Here is a 16,175-nt window from a genome sequence, read left to right as displayed (position 1 = left end):
TTTTCCTGCCGTGAGAAATGGTGGACCTGCATCAGTTCGTCGGTGCCGTCGAAGTCTTGCCGCGATAGGTATCGATGACGACCGCGCGACGCTCGGCATCGATCGGGCTCATGCCGCGCGGGCCGACCAGATCCATGGGATTGGCGATCTGCGCCGCGAGATTGCTCTGGGAGGCGCATCCGAAATTGTACCAGTTCTTGTTGGCGAAGGTGTTATCCGAAAGATCCTCGGGCCACTGGCCACATTGGCCGGTCATTGCGGTAACGGCGACATAACTCAGGCGGATGGGCGCGGCGTCGCCATTCGCAGAAGCAGCATAGCGCGTTTCCATGATCTTGCCTTGGGCCACACCCGCGCCGGAAAGCGTGGAACGGATCTGTTTCGCCATTCTCGCTGCCGTTGCCGAATTGGGCGATCCCGAAGGCATCTGAATGTTGATGATACCCGTCGACATCGACGCATAATTCTGGGCAAAACCACGGACATTGTCAGCCATGGCCGTGGTTAACCGGCTGTCGCCTGTTGAAACCGGAATATCGAGCGAATGTTCGGCTTCCGACAGGGTAATCGGGTGGCGCGTGCGATAATCATCGGGAATGGCATTGGTGGTCATCGGGTCGCGTGCGCAGCCCTGCAGCAGGCCGGCGGCAAGCGCGGCCACGGCGATGAGACCAGCCCTTCTTCCGGGCAAATGGAGGGAAAAGGCGGAAGAGTTTTCCTGCATGACGTTTCCTGCCCGGATCGGGCTCGCTGGGGAGAGGGGACTAGATACGCGCGTCGTCATTTGTAGATGAACCCCACTGATCCCTGATAGGGAGCTGCCTGAACCTGGTCCTTGCGGCCATAGACCTTGTTGACGCGGTTCATGAAATACATCGCGGCATCGTTTTCCGGGTTGAAGTTGTCATCCGGCCGGGCGATCTGGTTGCGGGCAACGGGCCGCACCAGATAGGGCGTCGCGATGATGACCAGTTCCGTTTCGTTGCGGATGAAGTCCCTGCTGCGGAAAAGCGTGCCAAAGATTGGGACCTTTGAAATGCCCGGCAAGCCGGACATTGCCTGACGGATGTTGTCCTGAACCAGACCGGCGATAACGATGGAGCCGCCGGAAGGAAGCTCAACGCTCGTCGACGCCTCACGTTTGCGGATCGACATATAGGTGCTTCCGGGTATGTTGAGGCTCGAACCGTTGCCAGTTACAACGTTGCCTTCGTATGTCGGCTCGGAAACATTGGTTTCGATTTTGAGGCTGATACGTCCGGGGGATAGAACGACGGGGCGAAAGTTCAACTCTATTCCGTAGTTTACTGTATCTGTCGAACGTGTAACCGTCGGACGCCCGGTAGTCTCATTGATATCGACCTCCTGCGTTCCCGCCAGACGGAATTCACCGCCGACATAGAACTTCGCCTGCTCACCGGAAATTGCGGTAAGGCTGGGTTCGGCAAGCGTACGCATGACGCCTGCCTGCTCCATGGCGTTGAAATAGCTTCCAAGTGTGATCTCACCAATGGCGCCGACGACGTTTCCTGTCGCCCCGAGGGCCATGGCATTGCCGAGAGTCGCCGGGTTAGAGAAAGAAACGCCGCCTTTAGCTTGATTGCCGCCGACGCCAATAGAGCCATTGAAGCCGAGCTGTTTCAGTACCTGCCTGCTGACTTCGGCGACGGTAACCTTAAGCGTCACCTGATCTTCACCCTCGATCGTCAGCATGTTGACGATTTGCGACACCTGCCGTCGCTCGGCAAAAATTGCAGCATCGCCGCCATTGTTGCCGCCCGTCAGCGATATGTTGCGGGTGGTGGCCTCACCGCCCTTTAGAAAGGCATCGGCAAGTTGGACGGCGCGTGCGGAATCCTGCGGTGTGCGCACCGATCCCGTCAGAACGATGTTGTCCGAAACGATTTCTACCTTGATGTCCGACTCGGGAATAAAGCGGCGGATATTGGCCTCGAGCCCGGAAATGTCGCGCTCTACCTCGAGATCGAGGCTGACGATTTCCCGGCCACCATCACCAAAAATGAAGATGTTGGTCTGCCCCACCACTTTGCCGAAGAGATAGATGCGTCTCGACGTCCGGGTCACTGCATCGGCAAGGTTCGGGTCGGCGACAAGAATGTCATGGGCATCTTCCGGCAGATCGATGACCAGCGCCTTGTTCAGTCCTAGTTTTAGACGCTTGCGAATGCCTGCTCCACTTTCGGTGATCCGAACGATGTTTGCGCTTTGCGCCTCCGCCTCGCTGGTGCGCAGAAACTGGAGGGAGTGTTGGCCGGGGACGCCTGAAAAAGCCAGGCAAAATGCGATGCCACCCGCCATTGACGAACGCAGATGGTGTTTGAAGCGTTTTGTCATGAGCCCCCCGGTCATTGTGAGGCTCCTTGACCGTTCTTCACGATCGAGCCGGATTTGATCACCTGAATTTCCGGCTGGCCGGAATTTCCGCTGAGAAGATGGCCGGCGGACAGCGTATCGTTTTCCTGCGCATCCGCGACTGAACGCAAGGCAAGCGTGAGACGGTCCGCCATCTGTTGTGCCACGGTTATGATCTTGGCCTGTTCCGGGGTCAGTTCCAGCGTGGCGGTGGCGCCAACCACGGCCGATATGCCGTCTTCGCCTTCCTTGATCTGCTGGTCGATCGCCAGAACACGAACATTGTTCAAAACATTTTCGGTGAGGAAATTACCACTGTCGCCTTTGCGGACCATGATGACATCAACCCGGTCGTTCGGCAGCACGAAGCCGCCCGCGCCGGTCGAGACGGAAATCTCGGTCGCGACGGCGCGTTTGCCGGCCGGCAAAAGCGAAGACATGATGCGGGTGCTGGAATCGACCACTTTCTCCGGCCGGATCGGCTCGCCTTCGAACAGGGGCAATCGCACGACCGTGCCCGCAAGTTCGGCGATGGCGTCGGGCCTTTTCGCTTCCGTTATGAAATTGTCGACCACATTGCCCTGTGGCCAGGGGGTCCAGCGCACCGAACTGTCGTTCAGACGGCTGCCGACAGGCAGATTGACCGAAGAGACGAGAACGTTGACCGTCGGTTCTTTCTGGATGATCGTTTCCGCTTTTTCGATGACCTGCTTCGCGCCGGAAATCTGCATGGCGACAAGGCCGGCAAGACCGGCGGCCACCAAGGCAACGGAAAGAATGACGATACGCGACGGTTTCATGCTCGATCCTTGAGGGAATCAGATTCTGCTCCCGTCAGGATGGCGCGCGATTGGTATAATTATGGTTAATATTGTGCTTGGGTTTGTGGTTAACCGATGCTTAATGCGCAAGCTTACTCAAGACAGGCTTGCTATGGCGGCTTTAACCAGTGGGGTTTCCCCGTAGGTTAAAAGGCCGGCGATCGCTATGCCGATACCGTAAGGGATTTTTTTTGCCACAAGCAGGGAATCGGGTACCGGAATTCCGGCCGCCATGATTTCGCGTGAGCGCGTTCGCAAAAGAAGGATGCCGATCGTCAGCACGCCGCCGGTGAAGGTCACGGCGAGCAGAAATTCGATGACGGAAATATTGAAGCCATACCAGACCGCTGCGGCGGTCAAGAGCTTCGCATCCCCCCCGCCCATGACGTTGGCGGCGAAGAGCGCAAAACAGGCGAAAAAGACTGCAGCGCCAGCGGCCAGACTCAGGGCAAAAGTTTGCCAGTCCATGCCAGAAAGGGGCGCGACGATCATAAAGGAAAATAACAGGATGAGCGGTATCCTGTTCGGGATCGTCATGGTGAAGAGGTCGTTCAGCGCGGCGAAGCTGAGACAAAGAGGAAGAATGAGGAATATCGCCGCAACTGTCATGGTTTTAATACCTATAACTAGAAACTATGTTGCCCCGCGATGACGGGGCAACACGATTAAATCCATTTTGACATGGAAATTACGGCGTCGGATTGGTTTTCACGTTCATGTAGCTGCCCAGGTTCGTGAACTGGGTGCTGAGGCTTGTACCCAGGGTCTTGGCACCGCCGATGATGGCGACAGAAATGAGGGCAGCAATCAGGCCGTATTCAATGGCGGTCGCGCCGGATTCGTCCTTGAGGAAACGAGCGAAAATCTTGGTCATGAGGTCTCTCCTAAATCTTGTTTGGTTCAGCACGCCGACAACTGTTCTCCGTTGTTCGGTTGCGTTCAAACTACAGCGGAGCGATTTCCAAGCGCTTAAAAAAAACGATTAACTCAAAGTAAACGGCAGGATGAGTTTCTCTTGGTAAATAAAAGTGAAAAGTATTTTCTGCATTTTTATATTTGCAGATAAATAAGTGTATTTTGAGCCTTATCACTTTTCTCTTTTTTAGAAGTACCGTTTCACGCAGACGCACATGTTCAGTTTTGAGGCGGGTGAAGAGTGATGAAACTATCATCTTGTTACACATGGTTATCATCGGCGTCGCGGATTCGTGCCGTTTAACGCTTCATTCACTAAAACCGCGCATTCTGTCGCGCAGTAAACTGTGCTGATAGTGAGCAAGGGCCAAACGCGTGTCATCCGGAAAACTGGCGAAAATCATGGTCGGCTTGTCCGTCTTCCTCGGCGCTGCGGCGCAGCCGGTTTTAGCTCAGGACGACATATTGCGTGTTTCGATGAATCACGCCCGCGTTCTCCGCCTCGACCGTCCAGTGAGCAAGGTTATCGTCGGCAACTCCAAGGTCGCCGATGCCACGGTTGCCGATTCAACGACCATCGTTCTTACGGGTCGCAGTTTCGGCACGACCAACCTTGTGCTTCTTGATGCAGAAGGCAATCCGATCGTGGATGAACGCATTCTCGTCTCCATCGACGAGGGCAACACGGTTCGTGTGTTCCGTCAGACGGAGCGCACCGTGCTATCCTGTACGCCAAATTGCGAACAGCATTCGCAAAATAGCGGCGACAAGGACGCTCAGCCCTAACAGGGCACCTCATTGCACAATTCTGACAGGCAGCAGGCCTTCCGTTGAAAACGGAAGCCGCACGTATTGAACTTTTTTTGAACGTGAAAAAGACGAAAAAGCAACATGCTTCCCGGCGTTTGCCGGTCGGCTATATGTTGCTTTTTTTCGGATAAGTATTTGATCTGGCTAAGATCAAAAATGGAATGGTGCCCAGAAGAGGACTCGAACCTCCACACCCTTTCGAGTACCAGCACCTGAAGCTGGCGCGTCTACCAATTCCGCCATCTGGGCGACGGAGAGCGATGTACGAGGGCAGCCGCCCGGTGTCAACAGACTTTTTGAACTTTTATGACGATCATTGATTTTAAAGGGAAAAAACTTAATCCGGGCTGTTGAAACATGTCGCCGGGTCAGGTGTCGAGGCCCTGGTGCTTCGTTCTGTCGACATGGCCGAGGTCACGCTCCGGATCGATGATGTCACGGATTCTCTGTTTGAGTTCCTTTGGACCGGGAAAACCGCCATCGCGTTTGCGTTCCCATATGATCGTCTCATCGACGGTGATCTCAAACAGGCCGCCGGTCGACGGCACGAGACTGACTTCGCCGATGTCAGAAGCGAAGGTTTGCAGGATTTCCTGTGCCATCCAGCCTGCGCGAAGCAGCCAGTTGCATTGCGTGCAGTAGCGAATGGTTATGCGGGGTTTGGTCTCGGACATCCCTTAAGTCTCCTTCAGCGCAATAATGCTCACGATAATGTCAACTATAACACTCATGTTTTTACCGGGCGCGTGCTTGTTCTTATCATGTGGCTTTGCGAACAGAGAAGCTGTCGAAGGCTGAAACGTGGAGATCCTATGGCCCAGTTCGAGAATAATCGTCAGCGTCTTTTCGTTCCGGCGGTCGCGCCGCTTTATAATTCGACCCATGATCTGGTGGAGACTGTTCTGCGCGTCGCGGCCGGAATTCTTCTCGTTACTCATGGGTTTGGCAAGATCGCCAATCCTTTCGGCGCCGTCGGCATGGTCGAGAGCCTTGGCTTCTACCCTGGCGTCTTCTGGTCGCCGCTGCTTGCCGCCACGGAATTTTTCGGCGGCATTCTGGTTGCGATCGGCCTGTTCACGCGGCCAGCATCTTTCGCGGCCATGATTGTGCTCTTGGTCACGGTCTATTTTCACGGCATCGTAAAGGCGGAAGGTCTGGGCGGCGCGGAAAAATCAATTCTCTGGGCTGCGATTTTCCTGTTCTTCGCCGTGCGCGGTGGGAACAGGCATTCGGTCGATGCCAAGCTGGCGCGTGAATTCTGAGGCTTAAAACGCCACGCCGTCCGCTATCGCCGCAAAGACGATGCCGCGCTCTTGAAAATCGTTTTTTCCCGTGGTGAAGCTGGATTCGGTCGGCAATCTTCGCCGATTGAGTCCATCGTCATCGCCAAGAGGTCTTATGCGCGTTGCAATCATAGAAAACATGGCGGGCACGCCGCATGGACAAATCGGCGTCGCCCTGCGGGAGGCGGCAGCGGACATCCACGTCATCCGCGCCTATGCGGGTGATCCTCTTCCTGAAGATGCGGACGACCATAATGCACTTGTTGTTCTGGGCGGGGAACAGAACGCCGTTGACGATGTGCTTTATCCCTATCTTCCGGACCTGGCGCTTCTGATGAAAACCTTCGGTGATGCGGGCAAGGCGGTCCTGGGCGTTTGCCTCGGTAGCCAGTTGCTGGCGCGCGCCTATGGCGGAGAGAATATTCTTTCCGGCCCGCCGGAATTCGGCTGGCAGGATGTGTCCCTGACGCAGGAGGGCGCTTCCGATCCGCTATTGGCCGGACAGCAGCAGACCTTCCCGATCTTTCAGTGGCATTGCGATACTTTTACGCTGCCGCCCGACGCCACGCGCCTTGCGACCAATGCCGCGACACGAAACCAGGCCTTTCGTATCGGCCGCGCGGCCTATGGCACCCAGTTTCATTTCGAGGCTTCCATCGAGGTTGTCGACGAATGGTGCCGGACATTCCCGGGTTCCGTCGAAAAAATGTCACCGGGTTGGCTGGAAAATTACAGTGACCACCGTGGCACGCGGGCGCAGATGGCCGACATGGCCGGTCTGGAAATAGCCCGCGCCTGGATCCGGCTGATCTGACCGCCGCGATTTTCGGTTGCGAATGAAACGGGCTCTGCTCAAGATCGCCGCGGGTTCACCCCGATTTGCAACAGAGGCGCAAAGATCATGTACAAATTCGAAATCTACCAGGACAGAGCCGGCGAATATCGCTTCCGCTTCAAGGCATCCAATGGCGAGACGATGTTTTCGTCGGAAGGGTACAAGGCGAAGGCATCGGCTATCCACGCGATCGAATCGATCAAGAGAAACTCTGCCGGTGCCGATACCGTTGATCTCACCACAATGACGGCATGAGCGCCGCCCCTGCGCGAGAACTCGAAGCGTTTCGCCTGTCATAAATGACAGGCGCATCGGCAGGTGCAGGCGTAAAGATAAGATTCAGTCTTTTTTGATAATCTTCCGTTAGCATTTGTCTTTTCGAGGTCTGCGGGTGGCGTCTGAGTGCCCCCCGATTTTGTTTTGCGTACGGGTTCTCATGCGTTCATCGGCTGTGCCAGCACTTCTTTTCGGTTGCCTTCTGCTTGGAGGCTGCACGTCCAGTTCCGGGCCGGAAAGCCTGATGGCCGGCTTGCCGTCGAAGGAGACGACGAGTTCGGTCAAGCCATCCGCGCCGGTGCCGCAGGCAAGCGTCGGCACGCAGTCGATTTCGGCTCAGCCACGGCAGGAAGTCCTGGCGTGGGGCGGGCCGGTACCGGATGAGCCAAAGGCCTTTTCCGCCGTCACGCCGAGGGCGTCCATGCCGCAGAATGCGCCTGAAATCCGTCTGCCGGTTCCTTCGCAGACCGGAATGGTGCGACCGGCAGAACGGCCGATGGAACGCCCGGTGCAATTGGCCATGGCTGCCGCTCCGGCGGCGAGCGCCGGTGCGCAGATCCGCTCCCGCATCTTCCGCTCCAGCTTCAGCGACGCCAAGCCCATCAATTTTGGCCGGGTTCAGCCGCGCCATTTCCAGGTCCATGGCGTGGATGTGTCCCGCTGGCAGGCGAATATAGACTGGCCGCAGCTGCGCACCCGCGGCGCGAATTTCGCCTTCATCAAGGCGACGGATGGCGGTGATCATCTCGATCCGATGTTCCGCACCAATTGGCAGCGCGCGAAGGAGGCGGGCATCCGCCGCGGCGCCTACCACTTCTTCTATTGGTGCCGCAACGCCAGCGAACAGGCGGATTGGTTCATTCGCAACGTCCCGCGCGATCCGGATGCGCTGCCGCCGGTCATCGACGTGGAATATAATGGCGAATCGAGCTGCAAGATGCGTCATTCCCGCGAACGCGTTCTGGAAAAGATGCGCGTTTTCATGGACAAGCTCGAGCGCCATTATGGCCAGCGGCCGATCATCTATACCGCGCCTGATTTCTACAAGGACAACCTCCAGGGCGAATTCCAGGATTATCCCTTCTGGCTGCGCGCCGTCGCCCAGCACCCGTCGGTGGTCTATCCCGGCCGCAAGTGGCTGTTCTGGCAATATTCCGGCTCCGGCCTGTCGCATGGTGTCGATGGCCGCATCGATCTCAATGTCTTCAACGGCAGCGAGGAATCCTGGCATCGCTGGGTGGATCGTCGTTCGAGCTGATGATCAGCGCGCGAATTTTCGCGCGCCCGCAACACACAGTACCACCACCAGCGTCACGCCGATCATGGCCGGGCTCACCTCCTCGTGCAGCAGGGTTGCGGCGAGCGCGAGCCCGAAGAAGGGCTGGAGCAATTGTAGCTGCCCGACCGCAGCGATGCCGCCGAGCGCCAGCCCGCGATACCAGAAGATGAAACCGATCAGCATGCTGAACAGCGACACATAGGCTAGGCCGCCCCAGGCCCGCGGGTCTATGCCGCCAAGCGTTTCCGGCCCGGTAAAAAAGGCAAGCGGCAGCATCACGGGCAGGGAAAGCACCAGCGCCCAGGAGATGACCTGCCAGCCGCCCAGCTTGCGGGAAAGGGCAGCGCCCTCCGCATAGCCAAGCCCGCAGACGACGATTGCGCCGAGCATGAGAAGATCGCCGGCAAGCGAGGCCTCGATCCCGGCGGCGAACGAATTCGACAGGGAAAAACCCGCAACCAGTGCGCTGCCGAGACAGGAGAACAGCCAGAAGACGGGGCGCGGGCGTTCCCCGCCACGCAATACGGCAAAAATCGCCGTTGCGAGCGGCAGCAGCCCGACAAAAACAACGGAATGTGCGGAGGTGATGTGTCGTAGGGCGAGCGCGGTCAAGAGCGGAAATCCCACCACGACGCCGAGGGAGACAATAAAAAGCGATGTCAGATCACCGCGCGCCGGGCGCTTCTGCCTGAACAGAAACAGCAGCGCGAGCGCCAGCAGGCCGGCGATGCTGGCGCGGGCGACGGTCAGGAACACCGGGTCGAAACCGGTTACCGCAAGGCGTGTCGCGGGTAGAGACCCACTGAATATCACCACACCCGTCAGCCCGTTCAACCAGCCGCTTGTCGTCTTGTCCATGATCATCTCCTGCGTTTTGCCTTTCTTGATCCGGAATGGTTGGCAGGAACAGCGACAATAAGATACAATATCGATAAACTGTTATGGTATTGAAAGCGGTACGGTTAGGGGTTGATGTGGACGGGAAGGTCACGGCAGGCACACGCATAGAAAAGGTGATGACGAATATCCGCCAGCGCATCGCCTCGCGCAGCCTTGTTCCGGGCGCGCGCCTGCCATCCGTGCGGGCACTGGCAAAGACCATGCAGCTTTCCACGTCCACCATTGTCGAGGCTTATGACCGGCTTGTGGCGGATGGTACGATAAGCTCGCGCCCCGGATCCGGCTTTTTCGTCGCTGGTCCGCTTGCGCCGCTCTCGCTTGCCGATATCGAACCACGGCTCGACAGGGCGGTGGACCCCTTATGGGTTTCACGGCAAGCGCTGGATGACGGTTCCGCTCTCGCCAAGCCCGGCTGCGGCTGGCTTCCGGCATCGTGGATGCCACAGGAGGCATTGCGGCGGGCGATGCGAGGGCTGGCCCGTGCCGATGACGCCTTGCTGACGGATTACGGCAGCCCGATGGGGCTGTTGCCGTTACGCCAGCTTCTGTCACGCCGGCTGGCCGAACACGGTGTGCAGGCGGGTGCCAGCCAGATCATGCTCACCGATTCCGGCACGCAGGCAATCGATCTTCTCTGCCGTTTCCTGCTGCAGCCGGGGGATACGGTTGTTGTCGACGACCCCTGTTACTTTAATTTCCACGCCCTGTTGCGGGCGCATCGGGTGAAGATCGTCGGGGTGCCCTATACGCCTGCTGGTCCCGACCTGCCGCTTTTCGAGCAGGCGTTGAAAGAACACCAGCCGCGGCTTTATATTACCAATTCCGCGATCCATAATCCGACCGGCGCAAGATTGTCCGCCGTTTGCGCCCATCGCCTGCTGATGCTGGCCGAACAGGCGGGCCTGACCATCATTGAGGATGATATTTTTGCCGATTTCGAAACGCAGGCGGCTCCGCGGCTGGCGGCTTTTGATGGTCTGAACCGCGTTGTCCAGATCGGCAGCTTTTCCAAGACGCTGTCCGCCTCCGTGCGATGCGGTTTCATCGCGGCACCCCAGGCATGGGTGGAAGCCCTGACCGACCTTAAGATAGCCACGGCTTTCGGCGGAACGCATTTTTCGGCGGCGCTTGTCCTGTCGCTTCTGACGGATGGAAGTTACCGCAAGCATGTCGAGGCCCTCCGGCAGCGTCTTGCGGCGGCGGTGCCGGAGGCGGCAACCCGTCTGAGATCGATCGGATGTGCGCCGTGGATCGAGCCGCAGGCGGGCATGTTCCTGTGGTGCCGCCTGCCGGAAGGGATAGATGCCGCCGGTGTGGCGCAGCGGGCGCTTGCACGGCAGGTGGTGCTGGCCCCCGGCAATGTGTTCAGTTCGTCGCAGAACGCCTCCGGTTTCATGCGTTTCAACGTGTCGCAAATGGCCGGCCCGCAGGTCATGACGGTGCTCGCGGATGCCCTTCGATGAGTGAATGGCCTTCCGCATTTATCGGCATTTGAAGGAAATCGGAACAAAATCCCGTGAACATCGTTTTCTCCGCAGAATGAAGAGGAGGAAACACCATGACATTCGATCCCAACAACCCGCGTCCGGACCGCGATCTGCGTCCGGAACTGAATATCAGCAATGAACCGCGTGCCCGCACGTCGTCGTCCTGGGTACCGTGGTTGGCGATCATCGTTGTCGTTCTGGTCGGCGTTTTCGCCTGGTCGCAAATGAGCGGCCCGACCACCGATCCGGCAACGACGTCCTCCACCACGCCGCCTGCGGCAACGGATCAGGCACCGGCGCCGATGGCTCCGACTACCCCGGCAACGCCGCCCGTGAACAACACGGCACCGGCAAGCCCGAATACGGGTGGCACGCAGACCCAGCCTTAACGGGTTGATTGATATTATAGACCGCCTGCTTTTCAGCAGGCGGTTTTTCTTTGTGGAAAGCAAGCCGCGCTTAAAGCTGCTCCATGGCGGAGGGGCAGTTGGAAAGCTTCGACCAACGATTGATCGACTCCTCTGCGAGCGTCGAAAGCGTTATGCTTCCGAAGCGGGATAACAGGATGTTTTCCGCCTCGTTCATGGCGTAGAAAAGTGCTGCATTAACCGCCTGTTCGATAACGCAATTCGGATTGTCACCAGCCAGCCCAATCGAGAACAGATCCGGTGCGCCAAGCGCCCGGTAAATATCGAGCAGCGTGATTTCGCTGAGCGGCCGCGCCAGCACCCACCCGCCGCCATGGCCTTTTTCCGATGATACGTAACCATGCTCCCGCAAGCCGGCCATCGTGCGGCGCACCACCACGGGGTTGGTCTGCAGCATTGCCGCGATGTTTTCGGAGGTCGCAGCGCCCTCATGTTTTTCCATATGGATCAGAATATGCAGCACCCGAGAAAGGCGCGTGTCGTGTCTCATTGCTCAGCCCATCCATTTTTCTGGACGCTATCAGTTTCGATATGACGTAACAATATAAGTTGCGTGACTATTGACTTCAAAATTCATGTAACAATATAAGTTTCATGAAAATGAACGGCGCTTCCGCCTCATTCCCTGAACAATGGGTGCATCATGAAATTCGACGTCATCATTATCGGCGGCAGCTATGCCGGCCTTTCCGCAGCCCTTCAGCTTGGCCGCGCCAGAAAAAATATCCTGATCGTGGATGCCGGCGAACGCAGAAACCGTTTCGCCAGCCATTCACACGGTTTCCTCGGACAGGATGGCAAAGCGCCGGGCGAAATTGTCGCCGAGGCACGCCGGCAGATCGAACGTTACCCGACAATACATTGGGTCGAGGGCAGGGTGACCGATGCCGATGGGTCTTTTGGCGATTTCATCGTTGAGATCGACGGCCGCCGCCGGGAGACGGCGGGCCGGCTTATCCTCGCCATGGGTGTGACCGACGAACTTCCTGAGATTGGCGGGCTGAGGGAGCGCTGGGGTACTGCGGTTTTCCATTGCCCCTATTGCCATGGTTATGAACTCGATCAGGGAAAAATCGGCGTCATCGCCGCTTCACCTATGGCCATCCACCACGCGTTGATGCTTCCCGACTGGGGCGAGACGACCTTTTTCACCAATGGCATAGTCGAGCCGGATGCGGATCAGCATGCGCTGCTGGCAGCGCGCGGGGTCCGGGTGGAAACAACCCGCATCATGGAGATTGCCGGGCATGCGGATGTCGTTCTGGCGGATGGCCGTAGCATCGCACTGGCCGGCCTTTTCACCCAGCCGAAATTGCGGATCACTGCGGATTGGATCGAAAAACTCGGCTGCGCGATGGAGGAGGGGCCGATGGGATCGACCATCGTGACAGACCCGATGAAACAGACCACCGTCCCCGGCATCTTCGCCTGCGGTGATGTTGCAAGACCGGCCGGCTCGGTCGCGCTTGCGGTGGGAGACGGTGCCATGGCGGGCGCTGCGGCTCACCGGTCCATCCTGTTCCCGGAAATGCACTAGTGAGAGACGAGGTTCAGCCAGCGGCCCGGGGGCATGCCGAAGGCATTTTTGAAATGCCGGGTGAAATGGGCTTGATCCGCGAAACCGCAGGCAGATGCCGTTTCGGCAAGGCTCGCACCCGCGCGCATCATGTCCTTGCATTTTTGCAGCCGGCGCATGATGAGATAACGGTGTGGGCTGGTGCCGAACAGGCAACGAAAGTGCCGGAAGAGTGTGAAGCGGTCTAATCCGCTTATCTGTTCCAGCTCCTGCGACCCAACCGTGTCGGCACTGTTCTCCAGCAGATAGTCCCGACATCGCAGAACGGCGGCGCGGTCGATCCACTTGATGGGTCTGGCGCTTCCGTTCGAATGTTTCCAGAGCAGATCCGAAAGCCGCGATTGCCAGTCGGTGAGAAGCAGACTGTCCGGTTCGCCGTCGAGATTGCCGAGTGCCTCGGTCAGGCATTGGCGAAACTCGTCGTCCTCGATGACGGCACGTCGGGTAAAGGGCAGCGTGTTATATCCCGCCTCCGTCGTTTTCTCCGGTGGAAGGTAGAGCATGCGATAGTGCAGGCCTTCATCCGTGCCCGCGCCACCATCGTGAACTTCATCGGGATGCAGAACGATGACATTTCCCGGCATACTGAAATGTGATGTGCCGCGATAGGAAAAGGTCTGGATGCCGGAAAGCGTGACGCCGAGCGCATAGGTATCGTGGCGATGCGGCGCATAGGCGTTGCCGTGAAAGCGGGCGTCTATACGCTCTATGCCCTCGCTGGAGCGGGCCTGCACGATCCCTTCGAATTTGCACGAACGTTCAAGATCGTTGCTGCCCCGAGGTGCTAGGATCGCTTCTCTTTCGTAACCACAGCCAGATTGAGTTCGCATGTTTGATACCAAGATCGCCGTCATTCTTCGTGATGACCTTGCCGTGTGGCAAAAACTGAACGTCACCGCATTTCTCATGTCCGGCATTGTCGCCCAGACCGGAGAGATCATCGGGGAACCATACCGCGATGGCGCAGGCAACGTCTACAATCCCCTGTCCATCCAGCCGATCGTCGTTATGGCCACGGATCAGGAGGCGTTGCGCAAAATCCACCAGCGTTCCCTCGAGCGTGACGTCACGACATCGCTCTACATCGAGGAAATGTTCGCGACTGGCCACGATGCCGCCAACCGCCAGGTGTTTTCGGAGTTTTCTCCCGAAACTGCCAAGGTCGTCGGCATGGCGCTGAGGGCCGACAGGAAGATCGTCGACAAGATCACCAAGGGTGCGAAGCTGCACGCTTGAGGACGGGCCTTCAAACACAAAGGGGAGGCTGTGAGCCTCCCTCCAATAGCAATGACAGATGATTGCCGCTTATTCGTCGTTCATCTTCAGAGCGGCGATAAAGGCTTCCTGCGGAATTTCTACCTTGCCGAACTGGCGCATGCGCTTTTTGCCTTCCTTCTGCTTGTCCAGAAGCTTGCGTTTACGCGTTGCGTCGCCGCCGTAACACTTCGCCGTCACGTCCTTGCGCAGCGCGCGCACGGTTTCGCGGGCGATGACCTTGCCGCCGATGGCGGCCTGGATCGGGATCTGGAACATATGCGGCGGAATGAGTTCCTTCAGCTTTTCGCACATGCCGCGTCCGCGCCTGTCGGCCGCAGAGCGGTGCACCAGCATGGAGAGAGCATCGACGGGATCGCCGTTGACGAGGATCGACATCTTGACGAGATCGCCTTCGCGATAATCGATGATGTTGTAATCGAACGAGGCGTAACCCTTGGAGATGGATTTCAGCCGGTCGTAGAAATCGAACACCACTTCGTTGAGCGGCAGTTCATAGGTGATCATCGCGCGGTTGCCGACATAGGTCAGTTCCGTCTGCAGGCCGCGCCGGTCCTGACACAGCTTGAGGATGCCGCCGAGATATTCGTCCGGCGTCAGGATCGTTGCCCTGATCCACGGTTCGCGGATTTCCTTGATCTTCACCACGTCGGGCATGTCCGCCGGGTTGTGAAGTTCCTTCTCCGTGCCATCGGTCAGCGTCATTTCATAGACGACCGAAGGGGCGGTAGCGACGAGATCGAGATTGAACTCGCGCTCAAGCCGTTCCTGGATGATTTCGAGATGCAGCAGGCCGAGGAAGCCGCAACGGAAACCGAAGCCCAGGGCGGCTGACGATTCCATTTCGAAGGAGAAGGAGGCGTCGTTGAGGCGAAGCTTGCCGACAGCCGCGCGCAGGTCTTCGAAGTCAGCCGCATCGACCGGGAAGAGACCGCAGAACACCACGGGCTGCGCGGGCTTGAAGCCGGGCAGGGCCTGCGCCGTCGGGCGCTTGTCGTCGGTAATCGTATCGCCGACGCGGGTATCGGCCACTTCCTTGATCGAGGCGGTGATGAAGCCGATTTCGCCGGGGCCGAGGCTATCGACATTGACCATCTTCGGGGTCAGCACGCCGACGCGCTCGATTCCGTACTTCGCACCCGAGCCCATCATGCGGATCTGCTGGCCCTTGCTCAGCACACCGTCAATGACGCGCACCAGAACCATGACGCCGAGATAGGTGTCGTACCAGCTGTCGACCAGCAGCGCCTTCAGCGGTCCGTTTTCGCCGACATCGCTCTTCGGCGGCGGCAGGCGGTTGACGATGGCTTCCAGAACGTCGGGAATGCCAAGACCGGTCTTGGCCGAGATCAACACGGCGTCGGAGGCGTCGATGCCGATCACTTCCTCGATCTGTTCCTTGATGCGGTCGGGTTCGGCCGCCGGCAGGTCGATCTTGTTGAGAACCGTGACGAGCTCGTGATTATTGTCGATTGCCTGATAGACGTTGGCAAGCGTCTGGGCTTCCACACCCTGCGATGCATCGACCACCAGCAGCGAGCCTTCGCAGGCCGAAAGCGAGCGGGACACCTCATAGGCAAAGTCGACATGGCCGGGCGTGTCGATAAGGTTCAGCACATAGGTCTCGCCGTTATTCGCCTTGTAGTGCAGGCGCACGGTCTGGGCCTTGATGGTGATGCCGCGCTCGCGCTCGATATCCATCGAATCGAGAACCTGTTCCGACATGTCGCGTTCGGCAAGGCCGCCCGTCGACTGGATCAGCCGGTCGGCCAGGGTCGATTTGCCGTGATCGATGTGGGCAACGATCGAGAAGTTGCGGATATGGTCCAGGGGCGTGCGGGTCGAATTTGTGCTCATGTTCCGCGCTATAGCAGGGGCTTGTCATGCCGCAAAGCGGGAATTTGGTTAAAAGCCCTT

At 58.2% G+C, this 16,175-nt stretch carries 19 protein-coding genes and 1 tRNA gene; 9 read left to right on the top strand and 11 right to left on the bottom strand.

The genetic code is table 11. The features are described 5' to 3' along the window. Positions 1 to 31: 31 nt before the first annotated feature. The 5 genes from O8B93_RS02645 to O8B93_RS02625 form a co-directional block, all read right to left on the bottom strand. Positions 32 to 724, bottom strand: coding sequence for a CpaD family pilus assembly protein (locus tag O8B93_RS02645; RefSeq protein ID WP_269708260.1), 693 nt, complete (start codon positions 722 to 724; stop codon positions 32 to 34). A 56-nt stretch (positions 725 to 780) separates the two neighbouring features. Continuing rightward, positions 781 to 2,370, bottom strand: a complete 1,590-nt coding sequence (locus O8B93_RS02640; RefSeq protein WP_269708259.1) for a type II and III secretion system protein family protein — start codon at positions 2,368 to 2,370, stop codon at positions 781 to 783. Beyond that, positions 2,367 to 3,173, bottom strand: a complete 807-nt coding sequence (gene cpaB, locus O8B93_RS02635; protein WP_269708258.1) for a Flp pilus assembly protein CpaB — start codon at positions 3,171 to 3,173, stop codon at positions 2,367 to 2,369. The genes O8B93_RS02640 and cpaB overlap by 4 nt, the downstream gene beginning before the upstream one ends. Positions 3,174 to 3,290: 117 nt before the next feature. Further along, positions 3,291 to 3,803, bottom strand: a complete 513-nt coding sequence (locus tag O8B93_RS02630) for an A24 family peptidase (RefSeq protein WP_269708257.1) — start codon at positions 3,801 to 3,803, stop codon at positions 3,291 to 3,293. Between the two features lie 79 nt (positions 3,804 to 3,882). Next, positions 3,883 to 4,068 carry a Flp family type IVb pilin gene (locus O8B93_RS02625; RefSeq protein WP_080852816.1) on the bottom strand — a complete coding sequence of 62 codons (186 nt, stop codon included), beginning with the start codon at positions 4,066 to 4,068 and terminating at the stop codon, positions 3,883 to 3,885. A 443-nt stretch (positions 4,069 to 4,511) separates the two neighbouring features. On the opposite strand from O8B93_RS02625, the gene O8B93_RS02620 reads away from it, so the two are divergent. Further along, positions 4,512 to 4,895, top strand: a complete 384-nt coding sequence (locus O8B93_RS02620) for a pilus assembly protein N-terminal domain-containing protein (protein ID WP_269708256.1) — start codon at positions 4,512 to 4,514, stop codon at positions 4,893 to 4,895. A gap of 186 nt (positions 4,896 to 5,081) precedes the next feature. On the opposite strand, the gene O8B93_RS02615 is transcribed toward O8B93_RS02620, so the two are convergent. Further along, positions 5,082 to 5,168 (bottom strand) — tRNA-Leu (locus tag O8B93_RS02615). A 119-nt stretch (positions 5,169 to 5,287) separates the two neighbouring features. Next, complete coding sequence (locus O8B93_RS02610; RefSeq protein ID WP_269708255.1) at positions 5,288 to 5,593, bottom strand: Rdx family protein; 306 nt, start codon at positions 5,591 to 5,593, stop codon at positions 5,288 to 5,290. 138 nt (positions 5,594 to 5,731) lie between these two features. Here O8B93_RS02610 and O8B93_RS02605 point away from each other — a divergent pair, with 138 nt between their 5' ends. From O8B93_RS02605 to O8B93_RS02590, 4 genes are all read left to right on the top strand, one after another. Next, positions 5,732 to 6,181 carry a DoxX family protein gene (locus O8B93_RS02605; protein WP_269708252.1) on the top strand — a complete coding sequence of 150 codons (450 nt, stop codon included), beginning with the start codon at positions 5,732 to 5,734 and terminating at the stop codon, positions 6,179 to 6,181. A gap of 136 nt (positions 6,182 to 6,317) precedes the next feature. Further along, positions 6,318 to 7,016 (top strand): type 1 glutamine amidotransferase, encoded by a 699-nt coding sequence (locus O8B93_RS02600; protein WP_269708251.1) that lies wholly within the window; start codon positions 6,318 to 6,320, stop codon positions 7,014 to 7,016. Between the two features lie 87 nt (positions 7,017 to 7,103). Continuing rightward, on the top strand, positions 7,104 to 7,292 hold the full coding sequence (locus tag O8B93_RS02595) for a YegP family protein (RefSeq protein ID WP_269708249.1): 189 nt from the start codon (positions 7,104 to 7,106) through the stop codon (positions 7,290 to 7,292). Positions 7,293 to 7,473: 181 nt separating this feature from the next. Continuing rightward, complete coding sequence (locus O8B93_RS02590; RefSeq protein ID WP_269708247.1) at positions 7,474 to 8,571, top strand: glycoside hydrolase family 25 protein; 1,098 nt, start codon at positions 7,474 to 7,476, stop codon at positions 8,569 to 8,571. Between the two features lie 3 nt (positions 8,572 to 8,574). On the opposite strand, the gene O8B93_RS02585 is transcribed toward O8B93_RS02590, so the two are convergent. After that, positions 8,575 to 9,450, bottom strand: coding sequence for a DMT family transporter (locus O8B93_RS02585; protein ID WP_269708246.1), 876 nt, complete (start codon positions 9,448 to 9,450; stop codon positions 8,575 to 8,577). An 83-nt stretch (positions 9,451 to 9,533) separates the two neighbouring features. Here O8B93_RS02585 and O8B93_RS02580 point away from each other — a divergent pair, with 83 nt between their 5' ends. Further along, entirely contained in the window at positions 9,534 to 10,955 is a 1,422-nt protein-coding gene (locus tag O8B93_RS02580; protein WP_405049006.1) for an aminotransferase-like domain-containing protein, read from the top strand. A 95-nt stretch (positions 10,956 to 11,050) separates the two neighbouring features. Beyond that, entirely contained in the window at positions 11,051 to 11,368 is a 318-nt protein-coding gene (locus O8B93_RS02575) for a hypothetical protein (RefSeq protein ID WP_121651431.1), read from the top strand. A gap of 70 nt (positions 11,369 to 11,438) precedes the next feature. Here O8B93_RS02575 and O8B93_RS02570 read toward each other — a convergent pair whose 3' ends face one another. Further along, on the bottom strand, positions 11,439 to 11,897 hold the full coding sequence (locus tag O8B93_RS02570; protein ID WP_269708244.1) for an Rrf2 family transcriptional regulator: 459 nt from the start codon (positions 11,895 to 11,897) through the stop codon (positions 11,439 to 11,441). A 153-nt stretch (positions 11,898 to 12,050) separates the two neighbouring features. Here O8B93_RS02570 and O8B93_RS02565 point away from each other — a divergent pair, with 153 nt between their 5' ends. After that, complete coding sequence (locus O8B93_RS02565) at positions 12,051 to 12,944, top strand: NAD(P)/FAD-dependent oxidoreductase (protein WP_269708243.1); 894 nt, start codon at positions 12,051 to 12,053, stop codon at positions 12,942 to 12,944. Here O8B93_RS02565 and O8B93_RS02560 read toward each other — a convergent pair. After that, on the bottom strand, positions 12,941 to 13,717 hold the full coding sequence (locus O8B93_RS02560; protein WP_269708242.1) for an AraC family transcriptional regulator: 777 nt from the start codon (positions 13,715 to 13,717) through the stop codon (positions 12,941 to 12,943). The genes O8B93_RS02565 and O8B93_RS02560 overlap by 4 nt on opposite strands. 94 nt (positions 13,718 to 13,811) lie before the next feature. On the opposite strand from O8B93_RS02560, the gene O8B93_RS02555 reads away from it, so the two are divergent. After that, entirely contained in the window at positions 13,812 to 14,219 is a 408-nt protein-coding gene (locus O8B93_RS02555; protein WP_269708241.1) for a DUF2000 family protein, read from the top strand. A gap of 69 nt (positions 14,220 to 14,288) precedes the next feature. Here O8B93_RS02555 and lepA read toward each other — a convergent pair whose 3' ends face one another. Continuing rightward, the gene (gene lepA, locus O8B93_RS02550; protein ID WP_405049005.1) at positions 14,289 to 16,115 is read right to left on the bottom strand and encodes a translation elongation factor 4; all 1,827 of its coding nucleotides are present in this window, start codon (positions 16,113 to 16,115) and stop codon (positions 14,289 to 14,291) included. Positions 16,116 to 16,175 lie beyond the last annotated feature (60 nt).

The sequence above is a fragment of the Martinezella rhizogenes genome, from assembly GCF_027460065.1.
Taxonomy (GTDB): Bacteria; Pseudomonadota; Alphaproteobacteria; order Rhizobiales; family Rhizobiaceae; genus Agrobacterium; species Agrobacterium rhizogenes_C.
This window is presented reverse-complemented; position numbering and strand designations above follow the sequence as displayed.